Source organism: Claveliimonas bilis (assembly GCF_020892095.1).
GTDB lineage: Bacteria > Bacillota > Clostridia > Lachnospirales > Lachnospiraceae > Claveliimonas > Claveliimonas bilis.
In genome coordinates, this window is the sequence record NZ_AP024845.1 from 158,961 (window position 1) to 176,235 (window position 17,275).

Consider the following 17,275-nt stretch of genomic DNA (forward strand, 5'->3'; position numbering starts at 1 on the left):
TCATTTCCCCTCGACATTTAATAAATTAACCATTAGTTTTACAACTCCATCAAAGTTTTTATCTAAGAATTTGTAATCGTATGATATATATCTTTCTTCTATATTTTTGCTATATTCTAACAAATCATCTTCTGACTCAAAATATTTTACTCCTCCTAAATTCGCAAGCCATTTGTATCCACCACAAACTTTTCCGCTCACATTGTCAATAGCAAAACAATTCGTATTAGTAATTGCTGAAAAATACATACCATGTAATCTATCAGTAATAACAAACTTTGCTTTAGCAAATTTTGTGAAACGATTTAACACTATATGTTTCCTAAATACATTAATATAGTAAGGTTGAAACATGTCCAACTTTTTGTATCTATATTTTTTATTTTGTAATAATATCTCTAGCCTTTCTTCAAAAATTTCCTCTCTTGTTTTTTCAACATCCTTTCTTAGTACAAGTAAAACCTCATTTCTTTTCTTATATTTTATTTTTTTCTTATTCCAATCGAACGTAGTGACGATATCCGAAACAAGAAATACATTTCTTTTATTGATTTTAAGCTTGTCTATTACGAAATTAAAGGTGCTCTCATCTCTAGCGCAAAACCACAATTTTTGTGCAGAAGAAAAGATATTTTTATCATGCTCTAATACATTCCAATCTCCATAATATGTACTTTGCGGAAATATGATTTTATTATTTTCTGGTAACAACGTTATTATTTCAATTGCTGTATTGCATTCATCCCGCCAAAGAGTTCCGATATATCCTCCACCGTGTATTACTATTACATCATTTTTATGAATGCGTTTAAGTATTCTATTTTTTTGATATTTCCACTCATCCTCAGTAATCTCAATCAATTTTATTTGCTTAAAATTTTTTTTGAGGAATTGCAATTCTGCTAAAGTGATTGCTTGATCTCCAATATTGCCATGTGTTGGAGTATTGCACAAAATGATTCTTGGCATAGAACTTTTCTTAAATCCAAACTTCAACAAACTTAAAAGTGTAGTAATATTCATTAGTTCGTTTATAAATAATTTAGCAACATTTTTTAGCATTTATCTTCTCCTCAAAATTCTTATGATTCTCGTTAAAGGACGTAATCTAAAGCATGAACAAAGATATAATCCCAGTCCTTCTCTGGTCTTTAAACATTTTCTTATATCATAAAACTTAGCTTCAATTTCTTTAATTGCTTGTTTATCATCAATGTATATTAATGACAATATAACAGAGAACATAAGACTTCTTATTCTTGAATTAATAATATGTCTATCATCTGGCGCTATTATTGAATACGCTTCATTACATATATTCAATTTATCAAGTAAATGCTTAGGTGTGACATTTTCCATAATTGAACCTTTGCGGTTTGTTCTATATTGATAAATTAAACTATTATTTAAATTTAATTTCTTTGCTTTTGCAAAAATCTGTAAAACCCAAAGTTCATCTTCATGTAAAATTCCCTCTTTAAACAAAAGATTATTATCAAGGATAAAACTTCTATTTACAATACAGCTCCATGCTGAAATCCAGTTTTTCCCTTTATTTACAAATGTATCATAAAAATCAAACGGTTTATCATAAGAAAAAAATCCCAAATCTGGTCCTTCCGTTGCCCGATTATCAATGTCGGAAAACTCTTCATACCTACTAATAATAATTTCCGTTGGAGTACTCAATATTTTTGACTCGATAAGACTCTTAATTGCATTTTTACTTAATTTATCGTCTCCGTCCAAGAAAAGCAAATACTCCCCCTTTGAAGCCTTAATTCCAGTATTCCTTGCTCCAGAGAGGCCTTTATTAGTCTGATAAATATATTTAAAACCAGCCTTATCACAAATATATTCTAAAACAGCCTTTTCACTAGAGTCTGTTGAACCATCGTTAACAATAATAACCTCAACTTCTGACTCATTATATATATCTATAGATTCGAGACATTCAATAATATATTTTTCAAGATTATAAACAGGTATAATAATACTTAATTTCTTCTTCATATTCATCTTTTTTCCTTACTAATAAAATAATTCACAATCATTGGAATTGAAAATTGCAAATACCCTCCTGCAGAATATGTAAAAACCGGCATTTTCAATTGAGTAACAAAAAAAATAATAAACAATGCAAACACTGTGTTGTAATACAAGTAATTATATTTACACCTTCGTAAAGTTTTAATATACATAACTGAACTCAGAGCATAAAGCAATATTGTACCAACAATTCCATATGCCCATATCGCATTAACAAATCCAACCGTTGAAACAGTACTAGTAACCAGGTGTCCGGTTCCAAACATCAAATAAATGCTGTTATCTGGAAATTGCCACATTTCTTTTTGCAAAGTGTGGTAATCAAAACGTAGCACCTGTAATAAATCCCTCGCTGTATTCTTTACTATCTCATCTTTTGTCGATATAAATATTTCATTAAGAAATGTAGGTAGTATAATGAACCAAAGCAAGATTGCTATCAGCATCAATAATAATATTAATATGAATTTATTCCTTGTAAGTATGGCATTTTTCCCGCAAACCAAATCGATGCTTATGAACAAAGCCATCATAACCAAACCTGTTCTGCTATTTAGCAAGGTCGCTATCAACATGCAAAATGAAAAAAAATAGTACTTTTTATTAGATTTTCCCAATATAAAAGCGATACCACCGATTATCCCAGTTCCATATCCAAAAGTATCTAATAATTCGAGTGCAAACCCATACCCTCTATAGTTCAAGTACTCTGAATAATTCGAATATAAATCTGACAATCCTGTATTAGACCCCATTAGGTTAAGAAATAATGTTCTAATACTCGGATTTAAGTATGCAATCATTACAAATAAAAATTCAATTACTCCTGCAATTACTATGGATTTAAAAAATTTTTCACCATTATCTTCCGAATAATCCGTCTCAATAACGCAACAAATATATAGTGTCGAGATAATAATTTCAGACATCATAATGACTGCCTGATATACCAATGCAATCATATAGTCGTCTTTTAATCGACTATCATGGCTGAATAAAGTGGTAAAAGCTCCGATCGCAATGATGAATAAATTAATAAAAATAAGATAAAGCATTGAAGTGCACCTCATCTTTTTTAATATCTCATTTGCCATATACCGATATTTCAAAATGATCATTATAAGTGAAAATACTGTAATTACATGAAACATGTTTAGGGAGATAATAGGAGGAGCATATATTGCTAAGAATAAATAAACTGTAAGTAGTATCCCTACTTTTCTACTATTTTTTGCAATCATATTAACTATTGAACCTCTCACTTTTCATCATTTATAGTTAACCTTTCACCCAAATTAGAATATGCATAATTAGCAATTTCATATACTATATATCTTACACTGTCAGAATACTATGTATCGTTGCAAATGTCCTGCAAAGTACAAATTTTCTTTTTTTTACAAAAAACAAAAATATTTTTTTGTAGATAGGTAAACAATTAAAATATTTATTGTTTTCCCATTTTGGATATATTCTTTCGAATTTATAAATAATTTCCATTACTAATTCATTATTGATATTCTTTATTTTAAATATATTAATCAGCGAACCATACAAATAATTTCTTATACCAAGAAATTCTCTTTCAACTTCGTACTCCTTACTAATATTATCCAAAATATAATTAAATGAAATTAATAGTGATTTACTTAATTCTGGATCAATCCTTTTAGACAGAGAATTCGTCCTATACATATAATTATATAGGCAATCATTTACATAACCAATTTTATTTGCCTTTGATATCAGAACAGGTATTAATGCCATGTCTTCTCCATTTCGCAAATCGGGAAAAACTATATTCTCAAATATCTTTTTTTCAACAAGAAGGCAACACATTGAATCGGGCCCCATAGCTATTAACTTGCGAATATTAAGGTTCTCTTTTTTTGAAAACCACATTCTTTCACTCTTTTTTCCATTAGAATGCACTACATAATAATTACAAAATGCAATTTCATTTCCCTCTCTAATTTTTTCAAATAGTTTTAACAAAAAATCCCTTTCTATAACATCATCACTATCACAAAACGCAAGATATTTTGCATTAGATGATCTAATACCGACTAGTCTACTTAGTGACGGGCCCTTATTGACCTGATTTTGATGTATAAAAATACTATACCCATAATTTGATGTAATACCTTTCAAAACATCAACTGTATTGTCACTCGAACAGTCATCAACTAAATGAACATCAAAATCTCTATAGCTTTGCCTTTCAATTGAATCCAAGCATTTCTTAATATAATCTGATGCATTATAGCATGGTATAATAATAGAAATTTCAGCCATGAAAATTATCCTCACTACTTTCTAGCAAACGTCCTAAACACCCAACCTCTAAGCTTATTAGGTAATATTTTTTGAACTATTATTCTTTTTCCTATATTCACAATGTACGTTTTTCCGCTTATCATGCCATGTTTAAGCATATAGTTCTGGAGACCTTTCTCGCTATCAAAGTATTCCTTACCGCCTCGACGTTTGTACATTTCTTCACCAACTCTAACATTTACCAATGTTGTTCCTGTATTGGCAAATACTGCTCCATTTAGCCACATACGTATCCAAAGATAATAATCTTCGTTCCAAAACCAATCTTGATAACCACCTGCCGATTGAACTGCCGTCTTTTTATACATAACTGACACATGATTCATAGCGCATCTAACTTTCATGTACTCACGTATGTCTTCGTTTGATTTAGGAACTATTCTAGATCCAACAATATTACTTTCTTCGCCAATAAACTCTGTAATATTCCCACCAACAATATCTATCTGAGGATACATTTCGAAAAATTTAAGTTGCTCTTCAAATCTTGTAGATACAGATACATCATCACTATCCATACGAGCTATAAGTTCATATTTTGTGTTTTTAACAGCAATTTTTAACGCATTTCCCAAACCACCATTCTTTTCCAAACGAATAACATTAAAAATGTCATATTTTTTTTCATATTTAGCAATAACTTCATTAAGTTCATAAGAAATTGGGCCATCAACAACAAGAACAATATCGTCTGGTATTATCGTTTGAAGTTCTGTTATACTACTAAGGGATCTGTCGAAGAATACTGGATTATCGCTTTTATATACCGAAGTTATAACAGAAAACTTTTTTCTATTCTTCATCCTTTCATTCATTATCGGTCCTCCAGTAATTTGATAGCTTCGTACATCTTTTGATTGTATTCTTCCTTAGTAACTCTTCCTGCCTTTAGTAAGTAATCGCCAAAGTCGTCTGTAATACCCACTTCATCAACTACGCTACCTTTGAGGCCTTTCTCTTTAAAAAACACCTGCTTAACAGTATCAATAACAATCTTCATATCGCCTAAAAAAGTAATATGTTCTATATATTCCAGATCAGTAGCCAGTTTTTCATCCCACGATAATGCATTTCTTCCTCTTATCTGTGCCAAGCCGCTAAGCCCAGGCCTAACTGAATGTCTTTCTCTTTGTACATTAGTCATAAATATCATATCTCTCACAAGCTGAGGACGTGGACCAATCACAGACATGGTACCATTCAAAATATTAAATGCTTCTGGAAGTTCATCTAACGAAGTATTCCTTAGCCACTTTCCAAATTTTGTAAGTCTTGACTCGTCAGAAAGCAAATCTCCATTATTATCTCTTTCATCCGTCATTGTTCGGAACTTATAGAGCTTAAATATCTTCTCATCCTTTCCAGGCCTATCCTGCGTGAACAAAACTGGACTGCCAAGTTTTACCCTAACCAATATTGCTATGATTGCATAAAGCCAGCAGAATACAACCACAGCCGCTAACCCACAAAAAAAATCCAATGGTCGCTTAAAATATTTTTCATATGGACCATATGGCTCATGTTTCATCATCATAACTTACATTCCTTAACTCTGATTACTTATGCAAAACACCGTCTGATAATCTCGCAAACCACATCCACCTGCTCTACCGTCATCTTATTATCGCTCGGCAAACACAGTCCCCTCTCAAAGATATCAGCCCCTACATCAGCCGCACTTTCTCCAGATATATATGCATTACTCCTGCCACGTCCATTACCATTCTTTGTCACAAATCCGTTCATCCGGTAAATCGGCTGCATATGCATCGGCTTCCAGATCGGCCTGCCTTCTGCATTGAACGCCATCAATGCTTCCAATATCTCTGTCGGGCAGCTTTTCCCTGGTTCACTCACATATAAGGTTTCCTGTTCTCCTCGCATCTGCCTGCACATTGCTTCCTTATTAATAAGAAGACAACTTAACCAGTAATTCGGTTCAATATCTGCTCCATCCAGCTTAACTGGATTCATTGTTACCGGCAGGTCCTTCAAGTTCTCCTGATATCTCTCATAAATTGCTTTCTTCTGTTCTTTATGCTCTTCCGCATAAGGGAGCTGACCTCTAAGGATCCCTGCAATGATATTACTCATGCGGTAGTTGTATCCTACTTCTTCATGCTGATACCAAGGAGCGTTCTCCCTGCTTTGTGTGGACCACTTTCGTGCTTTATTCGCCCACTCCAAATCATCAGTCAATAGTAATCCCCCGCTGGAGCCAGTAACTAATTTATTGCCATTTGCAGATACGATAGATACATCTCCAAAACATCCTGTCTGGACACCGTTATAAGTCGCACAAAATGATTCTGCTGCATCCTCTACAATCAGTGCATCATGCTGATCCGCAATTTTTCTAATCTCTTCGATTTTTCCCGGAGTACCATAAAGATGAGCAATCACGATCAGTTTTACGTCCGGATATATTTCAAATGCTTTTTCAAGAGCAACCGGATCCATGTTCCAGGTATCATACTCTGTGTCGATGAATACCGCTTCGCCGCCTTCGTATGCCACAGGATTTACAGTGGCATCGAAAGTCATATCGGAACAGAACACCTTTTTCCCTTCCAATGTTCCATGTCCTACCTTAGGCTGTCCGTATAACTTTTCACCGCACAGTTTCACCGCAAGATGCAACGCCGCTGTACCGGAAGAGAGTGCCACCGCATATTTGCATCCTACTTTTTCTGCAACCATGCGCTCCACTTCATTGATATTTTCTCCCACAGTAGATACCCAGTTTGTCTGGATTGCTTCATCTACCCAATGCTGCTCGTCCCCGTGCATTGTGGGAGAAGAAAGCCACACTTTATTTTTAAATGGCTCGATTCCCTTAAATCTCGGATCTGCCAAATACGTTTCCTTGTCCATTACATTTTTACTCCTCTGTGATCAACTGCTTCTATCACTCATCTTTCCTGCCAGATCTCATCCCCCGGCAGGTAAATCCCAAACAGTACATCCTCTTTTCTCTGGAACAGCTCTACTTCAGCCAGCACATATCGCTTCCTTAAGCGCTGCCTTATAATCTGCCCCTCATACTTCTTCAGGATTCCATCTACATGGATCAGCTTTCCTTCCTCGTCTGCCTCTACTTTGGAAAGGCTCATGGGCTTTTCCAGCTCATTTCCACATACAGACTGGAGAAATCTCAAGTCCTGCTCCTCCACCGGTACGGTTTCTATCGGTTCATTTCCGATCAGCTTCGGATACTCCCTGGATTTGTTTAGTGCCTCCTCCAGTTCTTTTGGCAGACTGCTTTTGACAAAAATATAGCCTGGAAACATCGTCTCCATACTTAAGAACAGCTTCCCTTTGGCCCGGAACAGCTTCTGTTTTTTCAAAACTCTCCATTGACTCCACAGGCTTTTGTCTATGGTCCTTTCTATCAGCGCTCCTGCCTCCTGCTCTTTTCCGGGAACAGTGCGCATCACATACCATTTCTCCACTGCTTCTTCACTCCTACCGAAATCTCTGCTTTACAAACATTACATTTTCGGATTTCCGTCCTAGGACTTACTTTTGATTTCCAGCCCTGCCGGTATCATGGTCACAAAATCATTTCCTGGAAATGCAAGCTTTGCCAGACGCTTATGACGGTCGATCTTTTTGATCTGCCTTTCCCAGCCCACCAGCGGGCCGCATGTCACGTGGGTTTGTCCATCTCGGATATACCCTTCCGACATAGGAAGGTGATGTCCGGTGTTGTAAAGGCTCTGCAAAAATCTTTCTTCTTCTGAAGAAATCTTTTTCAAATTTTCTTTTGCTTCCGCCGCTGGGAATGCAGATGAAAACTTAAAATGTTCCAATAGCGCCCTGCCATCTTTTGTTTCCAGGAAAACGTACTGCGGAAACATTTGCTTTTTCTCCACATGCCAGCTTCCTTCATAACGTTTCATTTGATCGTAAGTGAAAAGGAAGGCGTCACAAAGAATCCTGCTGTCAATTTCCTGACGGCAGGATTCCAGAATTTCCTGCTCTTTTCCGGGATGACATTTTAAGGCGTACCACATATCATCACTTCCCTGTTTGATTTTCGTAGAGTAAACTACTCTGCGAAACTTTAGTTATTATACATCATAAAGTATAGCTGTTCAAGAAAAAATACTAAATAAGTACATTTTACGATAATTTTAGCCATTTCTTGATTCATTTTATGCTGATAAAATCAATCTTAATTTTTTTCTATAACAACTAATCTCATATTTATTCAAAATAATATCTGATTATTCTCTGGATTCTTCCAGAGAATTTTTATTTTCCAAAACAAATTATGAAATGATTTTCGCAGAGTAGTTTACTCTGCGATTTTTGTTATCTAAATTGTATCATCCAGCAGCCCCATCTCTTCCAGCATCTTCCTCTCCGCTTCCGTAAGCTGGGCTTTCTTAAGAAGATCCGGTCGGTTCTTTGCCGTGCGGATCACGGACTGCTCTCTTCTCCACTTTTCCACATTTGCATGATGACCTGATAAAAGGACAGGCGGCACCTGCTTGTCATGCCAGATTTCCGGTCTGGAATACTGAGGATATTCCAGAAGATGATCCTGAAAGCTTTCGAACTCTGCAGAGACATCATTGTGCAGAACCCCCGGAACCAGCCTGGAAATGGTATCTACCATTACCATAGCCGGAAGTTCTCCTCCGGTAAGCACATAATCGCCGATAGAGACATAGTCTGTCACGATTTCTTCCAGTACCCGCTCGTCAATCCCTTCATAGTGACCGCACAGCAGGATCAAATCTTCCTCTTTTGCAAGCTCTTCTGCCATTTCCTGGGAAAATGTTTTTCCCTGAGGAGACAGGTAGATCACCCGTGGCGCTTGCGATGCTTCTTTCCCTTCCCGGCTGTTTATTTTCTCCCGGATCGCCTCATAAGTTAAATACACCGGTTCCGCCTGCATCAGCATCCCCGCTCCTCCGCCGTAAGGGTAGTCATCCACACTATTATGCTTGTTAAACGCATAATCCCGAATGTTGACTGCATCAATGGACAAAAGTCCTCTGTCGATGGCTCGTCCGGTTATGCTCGTCCCAAGTCCTGCCATCACCATTTCCGGAAATAGTGTCATAATATGAAAATACATCATGATAACAGTCCCTCCATCAGATGAATAGTCATCTTTCTTTCTTCTACGTCAATATCCATTATACACTGCCGGATCGCCGGTACAAGCACCTCTCCATGTCTGTCGGAATCAATGACATAGACATCATTGGCGCCTGTAACCATAACGTCTTTCAATTTGCCGAAACGTTCCCCCGGATCGTCTGTATACACATCCATTCCGATCATATCGGCAATATAGTACTCATCCTTCCCAAGAGGAGTTCCGTCCTCTCTGTCAACCAGAATGTCCTTCCCTTTATATTTTTCAATGTCATTTATATTATCAATTCCCTTGAATTTTAAGATAGCAAACTGTTTAAAAAATCTGACTTGCTCTATCTCCAGGGGAATCTGTTCTTTTCCTGTATCCAGATAAACTTTCTTCAGTTTTTTGAAACGCTTCACATCATCTGTTGTAGGAAATACCTTTACTTCGCCCCTTATCCCATGGGTGGAAGAAATAACGCCTACCCGAAGCTGTTTTTCCATAGTTTTTCTCCTTGCTTTTGCTCTTTTTACATATTTTTATTCGTCAAATAAAACTTCTCTGTAGAAACCAAAATTCTTCTTTAGAAGAATAAAAGCGTGTCCGGGAAATGGTCTTTTTGGACCCTTTGCTTCCCCAAACGCGCTTTTCTTTCTAGCCAGCGATATCAACTACCACTTTCTTATCTTCTTTCGATGCTGCTGCTTTTACGACAGCGCGGATTGCTTTTGCAATTCGGCCCTGTTTTCCAATGACTTTTCCCATATCAGAATCTGCCACCTTCACTTCAACTACTGTTGTACGGCCTTCCTCTTTCTCTGTCACAACAACACTTTCCGGGTCATCTACCAGTGCTTTAACGATGACTTCTACTAATTCCTTCATGATACGCACACCTCCCGGTCTTATTTTTCAATGCCTGCTGCCTTGAAAATCTTTCCTACTACTTCTGTAGGCTGCGCACCGTTGTTCAGCCATTTCTTTGCTGCTTCTTCATTTACATTGAACACGCTAGGATCCTGGTTCGGATCATATGTTCCGATCTCCTCGATGAACTTTCCATCTCTTGGGGATCTGGAATCAGCTACAACGATTCTATAGAAAGGAGCTTTTTTCTGTCCCATTCTTTTTAATCTGATTTTTACTGCCATTTTTTTCACCTCCACATTTTTTATTATCTATCTGGCACACTGCGGATACCCGCATATGTGCTGGTTAAAAAGGTAATCTGAATTTTCCCTTTTTACCACCTTTTCCCATCATCTTCATCATCTTTTTCATCTCATTGAACTGTTTTACCATACGGTTCACTTCACTGATGTCCACACCGGCGCCTCTGGCTATACGGTGCTTTCTGGAAGGATTCAGAAGATCCGGATCGCGGCGCTCCTGGGGGGTCATAGAATAGATCATTGCTTCCATCCGCGCCATTTTCTTTTCTGCTTCTTCTGTCTGACTGTCATCCAACTGCATGCCTTTTTTCCCGAGACCTCCCATGGGGCCCATGCCGGGCAGCATGCTTAGAATACCGGAAAGACCGCCCATATTTTTCATCTGTTTGGTACTTTCCAGGAAATCATCAAAGTCAAACTGTGCTTTTTTCATCTTGCGGGACATTTCTTTTGCCTTTTCTTCGTCGATTTCTGCCTCCGCCTTTTCGATGAGGGTAAGCACATCCCCCATTCCCAGGATACGGGATGCCATTCTGTCCGGATAAAACTGTTCCAGGTCAGAAAGCTTTTCTCCCATACCTACATAGAGAATCGGTTTCCCGGTCACCGCCTTAACAGACAGCGCCGCACCGCCTCTTGTGTCACCGTCCAGTTTTGTAACGATCACACCATCTATTCCAATTTTCTGATTAAATTCTTCTGCTACATTAACCGCATCCTGTCCGGTCATGGCGTCAATAACAAGAATCGTCTGATGTACTTCTACCGCTTCCTTGATTTCCTGAAGCTCTGCCATCATGTCCTCATCAATATGAAGCCGTCCTGCCGTATCAAGGATCACCAGGTTATTGCCATTTTTCTGCGCATGCTCCAGAGCTGCTTTGGCGATATTGGAAGGCTTGTGATTTTCTCCCATGGAAAACACTTCCACGCCCTGCTTTTCTCCATTGACCTGCAGCTGTTTGATAGCAGCCGGCCTGTACACGTCACATGCTACGAGAAGAGGTTTCTTCCCTTTTAATTTATATTTTCCCGCCAGTTTTGCGGTAGTTGTTGTCTTACCTGCACCCTGAAGACCAGCCATCATAATAACAGTAATGGCGCTTCCGGGCTGAAGCTTGATCTCGGTTGTTTCGGAACCCATCAGAGAAATCAGTTCCTCATTTACAATCTTTATCACCATCTGGCCGGGATTCAGACCGTTCATCACATCCTGCCCGATGGCTCGCTCCTGAACATTTTTTATAAAATTCTTTACGACTTTAAAGTTTACGTCAGCGGCAAGAAGCGCTCTTTTGATCTCCTTCATCGCCTCCTTGACATCATCCTCTGTCAGCCGGCCTTTGCTCCGCAAATTACGGAATACGTTCTGAAGTTTTTCTGTCAAACTGTCAAAAGCCATTCTTTAACTCCTCTATATTAATACTACAATTCCTCGATGATCTCTCTTGCGATCGTTCGGATACTGGATACCAGTTCCTGATTTTCTTTTTCTGTATGCTGCTCCAGAATATGATCCATTCTCTCTATCTTTTCTTTTATAGAAAGAAACTTTTCTACCAGATGCAGCTTTTCTTCATACCCCTGCAGTGTCTTGCTGCACCGCTTAACCAGGTCATGAACTCCCTGACGGCTGATCCCTGCATCGGAAGCAATCTCACCCAGGGACAGATCCTCAAGAATAAACTGTTCATATATCTCTTTTTGGTGACTGGTTAGCAGCTCACCGTAAAAATCATACAGCAGCGCCTGTTCTAGTATTTCATTCATTTTTTATCACCTGTGTCATCATATAATAATTCTCTTGTGGTGTCAAGCATTTTTTCTTGACAGATTAATATTAGTCTGAATCTGGCAGAAAAAATATATAATCCTTGCTTCATATTGTCTGATATGTTATATTAAATATAGAAAAAGGGAAAGCCATAGAAACGGCTACCCTCACATCAAACTAACTGTTATATACAACAGCCGTCAACTAGTGCGAATAGTTTGGCGGCTATTTTCGTTTTTCTTTGAAAATTGTATAACACAATCCCACTAAACCAACAATGAATATTAAAAGCTGAATCAGATCAGCATATGTAACATACATTGGCATCGCCCTCCTTTCTTTCGTCCGGAGGGACATCCCCTCCTGATTAAAGAGGGCAGCCGCCTTTGCTCTATGGCTTTCGTAGACATAATATATCATAGTTTACGGATTCTATCAATCAAATACTACTATCTTTTTTATTTTCTCTTTCACACTTTTTTCTCCCGGGCATATGATGTACTGTAAACAAAATATGTTGGAGGCTATCTTATGAGCGATTTATCATGCGGATGCGATTCAGGAGTACGTTCCGGCGGAGGCTGCGGATGTGGAAATACATTTGGAGGAAACAGCTGTATCTGGATCATTCTTCTTCTGTGCTGCTGCGGCGGCAATGGTTTTGGAAGAAGCGGCGACTTTGGCTGCGGATGCGGAAACGACAGCTGCCTGTGGATCATCCTTCTCCTGTGCTGCTGCGGCGGCTTTGGCGGAAACGGATGCTGCTAATCTGTTAGAGAGGGGACAGCTGCGGCTGTTCCCTCCTGCATTTAGTAAATGACGTTCTTTCTTGCTGCATATCCGTTTTTCTTTCTTCATATACATAGTTACAACGCCACGCAAAGGTGGGTCATATGGAAAAACATCCTCCTCTACCCATGACTCCTTTTGACATACTTACCAGTTCTACTCAGCTGCAGATGATGAAGCTGATGCTTCCGTATACCCCGCCTGGCATCCAGCGGATGCTGGCCTTCTATATTAAATTTCTGGAACTCAAAAAAACTGCAGAGTATTTCGGCCTCTTCAGCTCTGTTTCCCAGAGGGATACTTTCTCTAAATCTTCTGCTTCTGTCACGGAAATTCTGGAAGATGTAAGACCTTATCTTGGAAAGGACGCCGAAACTATCGATATGCTGCTGTCTGCCATGAGTATGATGGATATGATGAAAGATATGGATATGCCTGATTTTTCCGGTGCAGATATGGGCGACCTTTCCGGCGTCATGCAGATGATGAATGCATTCCAGAATACATCGGAAAGTGAAGATCACTCGAACGAAGATCAGGAAGGAGATGATGAAAATGACCCAGGAATGGCTGAACCACCCGGCGATGAAAGATATTGATCCCGTCAAACTGGAACTCATCAAAACCGCTGCACAGCAGACCGCAGGGAAATCCGGAAATTCTCTTGCGGCAGTTATGATGGCTTTGATCACTTCCGCCGGGAAACGAGGCATCCAGTTTACCCCGGAAGAAACATCACTGATTCTGGAAATTCTGAAAGAGGGACGTTCGGATGAAGAAAAGAATCAGATCGACACTATGGTAAATCTTGTTATGACACAGATGCGGAGAAAAAAATAGGGCCTTTAAAGACCCTATTTTAAAATCCCTCTTCTTTTCTCATTTTGCGCATCACCCTTCTTTTGGCTCCGCTTTCCCATTCCTGTTCTTCTTCCTCTGTCTCGAGGATCAGTTTCGGGACAGGTGTGGGGTGATCGTTCTCATCCAGCGCCACCATGGTAAAATAGGCACGGTTGATCAGTGTCCTTTCCCCATTTAAATGTTCCACACAGGAATCCACTTTCACCTCCATGGATGTATTTCCCACATAAGTAACCTTTCCTGTGATCACAACTACATCTCTTTGGTAAGCGCCCCTTAAGAACCGCAGATTATCCACAGATGCAGTGATTACATTTTTTCTTGTATGACGCTTTGCCACAAGTCCCGCAATTTCGTCCATCCACTGCATCAGAATGCCTCCGAAGAGACGCCCTGCTGCATTTAAATGATTGGGCCTTACCATGTGCACAGTCTCCGTCAATGATTCTGATACCTTTCTGCTTTCTGCCATAGTTTCTATTCTCCATTCTGATTTTTATACTTTCCAGTCACTGGACAGTATACCAGAAAATCTGCTATACTAAAACTGATTTTTCAAAATAATTACCGGAATCCGGAGGGTGACGTTATGCGTAATATAAAACTTACAATCGAATATGACGGAAGCAGATATCAGGGTTGGACACGCCTTGGCAAAAATGAATCTACAAATACGATCTCTAATAAGATCATTGAAGTAATACAGAAAATGACAGGCGAAACGGTGGAACTTTTCTGCGGCTGCAGAACGGAGACAGGCGTCCACGCTTACGCGCAGATTGCCAATTTCAAAACAAATACCGAAATGAAGGATTACGAAATCCAGCATTATCTGAACCGCTATCTTCCTATGGATATTGCGGTCATCCAGGTGGAAGATGTTCCCGAGCGCTTTCATTCACAGCTCAACGCCAGATCAAAAATCTATGTATACCGTATGACCATCAACGATGTGCCAAGTGTTTTTGACCGCAAATATACATTCCACTGTTTCCGTTCGCCGGACAAAAAAGCGATGCAGCAGGCTGCTCTCCTTTTGACCGGCCGTCACGATTTTAAGAGCTTTTCTACCGTAAAACAGACTAAGTCTACAGAACGGGAAATCTATAAAATTGAAGTCTATGATGATGGGGAAGAAATGCAGATTACCATTCACGCTGACGACTTCCTTCACAACATGGCAAGAATGATCATTGGCACACTTCTTGAAATCGGTCTCGGCACGCGAAAAAAGGAAGATATCGAAGAAATTTTTGCCGGACGGCAGTCCGCAAGCCTTCCCTGCGATGCAAAGGGACTTTACCTGCAGGAGGTTCGCTATTAACTATGCTTCCTCCATCTTCTTTACAGAATCCTCATAGACTCTTTTGCGGAGTTTTTTCATATAAGGAATTGACTTTGTCTGCTCCTGTCCATAAGTAAGCTGAAGATCATACTCCAGCGGCAGCCAGGTAGATAAATCCGCCTCGTTGTGCTGGATCAGAGCTTCCAGCTTGTCCAATGCCGCAAGAAGCCGGGATTCTTTCGTTTCCTTCTTTTCTACTTCCCGGAAGATGTCTGCAAGTCTCTCCCGGTATGGCTCCGGGAGCATCCCTGCAATCTTCTCCTGAGCCTGTTCTTCCTTTTTTTCGTCCTCTTTGTCCTTTTCAAAAGCCGGAATATCTCCTGTCAGAGCCTCTCCCATATCGTGAAACAGTGCCAGTTCCATAACACGGTTCATATCATAGTCCGGAAATTCCTCTCTTACAAGCCAGGCAAAAACCAGAAGGCGGTACACATGTTCCGCCACACTCTCCTGCCTTCCGCTGGATGTCCAGGAATGTCTTGTATGACATTTCAGTTTCTCTGCCAAATTAAGAAACTGAAGCAATGTCTCTTCTTCCATCTCGTTTGCACTCCTTTTCCTGCCGACTATCCCTCCAGGATCTTCACATAAAACGTACGGTTCCTTGGCCCGTCAAAATCGCAGAAATACAGATCCTGCCAGATTCCAAGGAGAAGATCTCCGCCGCTTAAGATCAGAGTCTGTGACGGGCCTACCAGCGTCGTCTTCATATGTGCATGGGAATTGCCCTCTGCATGGCGGTAAAAATCTGCGTTTGTAGGAAATGCCTTTTCAAATCCTTTCAGCATATCATGCACCACATCCGGATCGGCATTTTCATTGATCGTAAAACCCGCCGTTGTATGAGGGGAAAATACAACCACAATGCCGTCCTTTACCCCGCTCTTTTCAATATCTTCCCGCACCATATCCGTTACTTTTGACATCTGCTGTGCGCCTCTTGTGGCAATATGATGTTTATATAAATACATGTTCTTTCCTCCCATATTTATTGTTCCATATATTTCTGAAGTGCGTCATATTCTCTCTTCATCAGACGGTATCCATGTTCATAAAAATGCATCAGTACATCATAGTCCTTCTCCAGCCGTGATACAGTAGGGATCAGCGGACGAAGGACAAAGATCTTTCCTTCCTCCTCCAGGCGTTCCAGCATCTCCATTGTCCTGTTGTAGACAACATTGCGCCGGACGATGCTCTTTACCAGCTTCGGGTAGTTCCGGTATGCCCGGCGGTATACTTTTACTGCCGCTTTTGAAGGCATTTTCTTGCGGTATCCCGGATTCCTCGTAAGGATCACTACGATCTTCTCATTTCCGATCTCCATTGCCCGGCGGATTGGAATAGAATCAGCAAGACCGCCGTCCAGATAAGGAACGCCGTCAATATTGACAATAGGACTGATCAGCGGCATACTGCTGGATGCTCTGCAAAGCTTCATCAGCCTGTCCTCATCTTTTCTTTCAGTCATATATTCTGCCTCTCCTGTAATACAATTGGTCGTTACGATCTCACACTCCATCTCCGATGCAAAATAAGTATCAAAGTCAAAGGGGAAGATTTCTTTTGGATAACGTTCAAATACCATATCCATATCAAGAAGGCTTTTTTCTTTTATAAATTTTGCAAATCCATAATAGTAGCTATATTCTTTTTCCTTATGTATCATACAGTCTTTTGTACGTCCCGGTTGTCTGGAAACATAGTCCACGCCATTGCAGCTTCCGGCGGATACCCCTATCACATGGGAGGTATAAAAATCCCTCTCCATCAGGTAGTCCAAAGCTCCGGATGTAAATACGCCTCTGGTGGCTCCGCCCTCCAGCACCATTGTTGCCTTTTCCATATTC

The 17,275-nt window shown here is 39.6% G+C and carries 23 protein-coding genes; 4 read left to right on the forward strand and 19 right to left on the reverse strand.

Translation table 11 applies throughout. From position 1 onward, the window contains the following. The 15 genes from EUBC25_RS00825 to ylxM form a co-directional block, all read right to left on the reverse strand. On the reverse strand, window positions 1-1,062 hold the full coding sequence (locus EUBC25_RS00825) for a polysaccharide pyruvyl transferase family protein (protein ID WP_230106370.1): 1,062 nt from the start codon (window positions 1,060-1,062) through the stop codon (window positions 1-3). Further along, on the reverse strand, window positions 1,063-2,013 hold the full coding sequence (locus EUBC25_RS00830; protein WP_230106371.1) for a glycosyltransferase family 2 protein: 951 nt from the start codon (window positions 2,011-2,013) through the stop codon (window positions 1,063-1,065). A gap of 2 nt (window positions 2,014-2,015) precedes the next feature. Beyond that, window positions 2,016-3,104 carry a hypothetical protein gene (locus EUBC25_RS00835; protein ID WP_230106372.1) on the reverse strand — a complete coding sequence of 363 codons (1,089 nt, stop codon included), beginning with the start codon at window positions 3,102-3,104 and terminating at the stop codon, window positions 2,016-2,018. Between the two features lie 280 nt (window positions 3,105-3,384). Next, the gene (locus tag EUBC25_RS00840; RefSeq protein WP_230106373.1) at window positions 3,385-4,344 is read right to left on the reverse strand and encodes a glycosyltransferase family 2 protein; all 960 of its coding nucleotides are present in this window, start codon (window positions 4,342-4,344) and stop codon (window positions 3,385-3,387) included. A 14-nt stretch (window positions 4,345-4,358) separates the two neighbouring features. Continuing rightward, window positions 4,359-5,201: a glycosyltransferase gene (locus tag EUBC25_RS00845; protein WP_230106374.1), complete on the reverse strand. Its 843-nt coding sequence runs from the start codon at window positions 5,199-5,201 to the stop codon at window positions 4,359-4,361. Further along, window positions 5,201-5,920, reverse strand: coding sequence for a sugar transferase (locus tag EUBC25_RS00850; RefSeq protein ID WP_304999995.1), 720 nt, complete (start codon window positions 5,918-5,920; stop codon window positions 5,201-5,203). The genes EUBC25_RS00845 and EUBC25_RS00850 overlap by 1 nt, the downstream gene beginning before the upstream one ends. Before the next feature lie 26 nt (window positions 5,921-5,946). Then, window positions 5,947-7,260, reverse strand: coding sequence for a DegT/DnrJ/EryC1/StrS family aminotransferase (locus EUBC25_RS00855; RefSeq protein WP_230106375.1), 1,314 nt, complete (start codon window positions 7,258-7,260; stop codon window positions 5,947-5,949). 38 nt (window positions 7,261-7,298) lie between these two features. After that, window positions 7,299-7,838: a transcription termination/antitermination NusG family protein gene (locus EUBC25_RS00860; RefSeq protein WP_230106376.1), complete on the reverse strand. Its 540-nt coding sequence runs from the start codon at window positions 7,836-7,838 to the stop codon at window positions 7,299-7,301. 60 nt (window positions 7,839-7,898) lie between these two features. Further along, on the reverse strand, window positions 7,899-8,402 hold the full coding sequence (locus EUBC25_RS00865; protein ID WP_230106377.1) for a transcription termination/antitermination NusG family protein: 504 nt from the start codon (window positions 8,400-8,402) through the stop codon (window positions 7,899-7,901). A gap of 305 nt (window positions 8,403-8,707) precedes the next feature. Further along, window positions 8,708-9,475, reverse strand: a complete 768-nt coding sequence (trmD, locus tag EUBC25_RS00870; protein WP_230107521.1) for a tRNA (guanosine(37)-N1)-methyltransferase TrmD — start codon at window positions 9,473-9,475, stop codon at window positions 8,708-8,710. Continuing rightward, on the reverse strand, window positions 9,475-9,987 hold the full coding sequence (gene rimM / locus EUBC25_RS00875) for a ribosome maturation factor RimM (RefSeq protein ID WP_230106378.1): 513 nt from the start codon (window positions 9,985-9,987) through the stop codon (window positions 9,475-9,477). Before rimM ends, trmD begins: the two co-directional genes overlap by 1 nt. A 151-nt stretch (window positions 9,988-10,138) precedes the next feature. Beyond that, on the reverse strand, window positions 10,139-10,369 hold the full coding sequence (locus EUBC25_RS00880) for a KH domain-containing protein (RefSeq protein ID WP_033125422.1): 231 nt from the start codon (window positions 10,367-10,369) through the stop codon (window positions 10,139-10,141). A 20-nt stretch (window positions 10,370-10,389) separates the two neighbouring features. Further along, entirely contained in the window at window positions 10,390-10,635 is a 246-nt protein-coding gene (rpsP, locus tag EUBC25_RS00885) for a 30S ribosomal protein S16 (RefSeq protein WP_230106379.1), read from the reverse strand. A gap of 64 nt (window positions 10,636-10,699) precedes the next feature. Next, window positions 10,700-12,058 carry a signal recognition particle protein gene (gene ffh / locus EUBC25_RS00890; RefSeq protein ID WP_230106380.1) on the reverse strand — a complete coding sequence of 453 codons (1,359 nt, stop codon included), beginning with the start codon at window positions 12,056-12,058 and terminating at the stop codon, window positions 10,700-10,702. 23 nt (window positions 12,059-12,081) lie between these two features. Next, window positions 12,082-12,426, reverse strand: a complete 345-nt coding sequence (gene ylxM, locus EUBC25_RS00895; RefSeq protein WP_230106381.1) for a YlxM family DNA-binding protein — start codon at window positions 12,424-12,426, stop codon at window positions 12,082-12,084. 535 nt (window positions 12,427-12,961) lie between these two features. Here ylxM and EUBC25_RS00900 point away from each other — a divergent pair. From EUBC25_RS00900 to EUBC25_RS00910, 3 genes are all read left to right on the forward strand, one after another. After that, window positions 12,962-13,198: a chorion class high-cysteine HCB protein 13 gene (locus EUBC25_RS00900; protein WP_230106382.1), complete on the forward strand. Its 237-nt coding sequence runs from the start codon at window positions 12,962-12,964 to the stop codon at window positions 13,196-13,198. Window positions 13,199-13,323: 125 nt separating this feature from the next. After that, complete coding sequence (locus EUBC25_RS00905) at window positions 13,324-13,818, forward strand: hypothetical protein (protein WP_230106383.1); 495 nt, start codon at window positions 13,324-13,326, stop codon at window positions 13,816-13,818. Beyond that, window positions 13,775-14,059, forward strand: a complete 285-nt coding sequence (locus EUBC25_RS00910) for a hypothetical protein (protein ID WP_230106384.1) — start codon at window positions 13,775-13,777, stop codon at window positions 14,057-14,059. Before EUBC25_RS00905 ends, EUBC25_RS00910 begins: the two co-directional genes overlap by 44 nt. Before the next feature lie 19 nt (window positions 14,060-14,078). On the opposite strand, the gene EUBC25_RS00915 is transcribed toward EUBC25_RS00910, so the two are convergent. Further along, complete coding sequence (locus EUBC25_RS00915) at window positions 14,079-14,552, reverse strand: acyl-CoA thioesterase (RefSeq protein WP_230106385.1); 474 nt, start codon at window positions 14,550-14,552, stop codon at window positions 14,079-14,081. A 117-nt stretch (window positions 14,553-14,669) separates the two neighbouring features. Between EUBC25_RS00915 and truA the strand changes: the two genes are divergently transcribed. Next, window positions 14,670-15,404 (forward strand): tRNA pseudouridine(38-40) synthase TruA, encoded by a 735-nt coding sequence (gene truA, locus EUBC25_RS00920; protein ID WP_230106386.1) that lies wholly within the window; start codon window positions 14,670-14,672, stop codon window positions 15,402-15,404. Here the strand turns inward: truA and EUBC25_RS00925 are convergent, their stop codons facing one another. From EUBC25_RS00925 to EUBC25_RS00935, 3 genes are read right to left on the reverse strand one after another with little or no spacing between them, the layout of a single operon-like run. Further along, window positions 15,405-15,965 carry an HD domain-containing protein gene (locus EUBC25_RS00925; protein WP_230106387.1) on the reverse strand — a complete coding sequence of 187 codons (561 nt, stop codon included), beginning with the start codon at window positions 15,963-15,965 and terminating at the stop codon, window positions 15,405-15,407. A 26-nt stretch (window positions 15,966-15,991) separates the two neighbouring features. Continuing rightward, on the reverse strand, window positions 15,992-16,396 hold the full coding sequence (locus tag EUBC25_RS00930) for a secondary thiamine-phosphate synthase enzyme YjbQ (protein WP_230106388.1): 405 nt from the start codon (window positions 16,394-16,396) through the stop codon (window positions 15,992-15,994). Between the two features lie 17 nt (window positions 16,397-16,413). Beyond that, complete coding sequence (locus tag EUBC25_RS00935) at window positions 16,414-17,271, reverse strand: patatin-like phospholipase family protein (RefSeq protein ID WP_230107522.1); 858 nt, start codon at window positions 17,269-17,271, stop codon at window positions 16,414-16,416. Window positions 17,272-17,275: the final 4 nt, after the last annotated feature.